Genomic DNA, 354 nt, shown 5'->3' on the forward strand with positions numbered 1-354 from the left:
GACCTGCATCTCCATGCGCGCGAGGTTCTTGCCCATGCACTGGTGCGAGCCGTAGCCGAAGGTCAGCTGGTCGCTGGCATTGTCCCGGCGGATGTCGAACAGGTCCGCATCGGCGAAATGCCGTTCGTCGTGATTGGCGGACGAGGTGACGATCAGCAGCTTGCTGCCGGCCGGCAGGGCGATGCCGCCGACCTGCGCATCCCGCGTGACCAGCCTGCGCCAGGCCGCCACCGAGCCGTTGTGGCGCAGGCATTCCTCCACCGCATTGGGGATCAGCGCCGGGTCCGCGCAGATCTCGCGCCAGGCATCCGGGTGCTGGAGCAGCAGCTTGATCGCGTTGGCGGACGCATTGGC

Annotated in this window: 1 protein-coding gene; it reads right to left on the reverse strand. The window is 67.8% G+C overall.

The window, feature by feature from the left end; genetic code table 11:
- Nucleotides 1-354, reverse strand: a 354-nt coding sequence (locus tag AB4Z35_RS31405; RefSeq protein WP_442101353.1) for a cytochrome P450, incomplete at both ends; no start/stop codon positions are given.

Origin of the sequence: Pseudomonas sp. KB_15 (assembly GCF_052114525.1) — a bacterium.
Taxonomy (GTDB): domain Bacteria; phylum Pseudomonadota; class Gammaproteobacteria; order Pseudomonadales; family Pseudomonadaceae; genus Aquipseudomonas.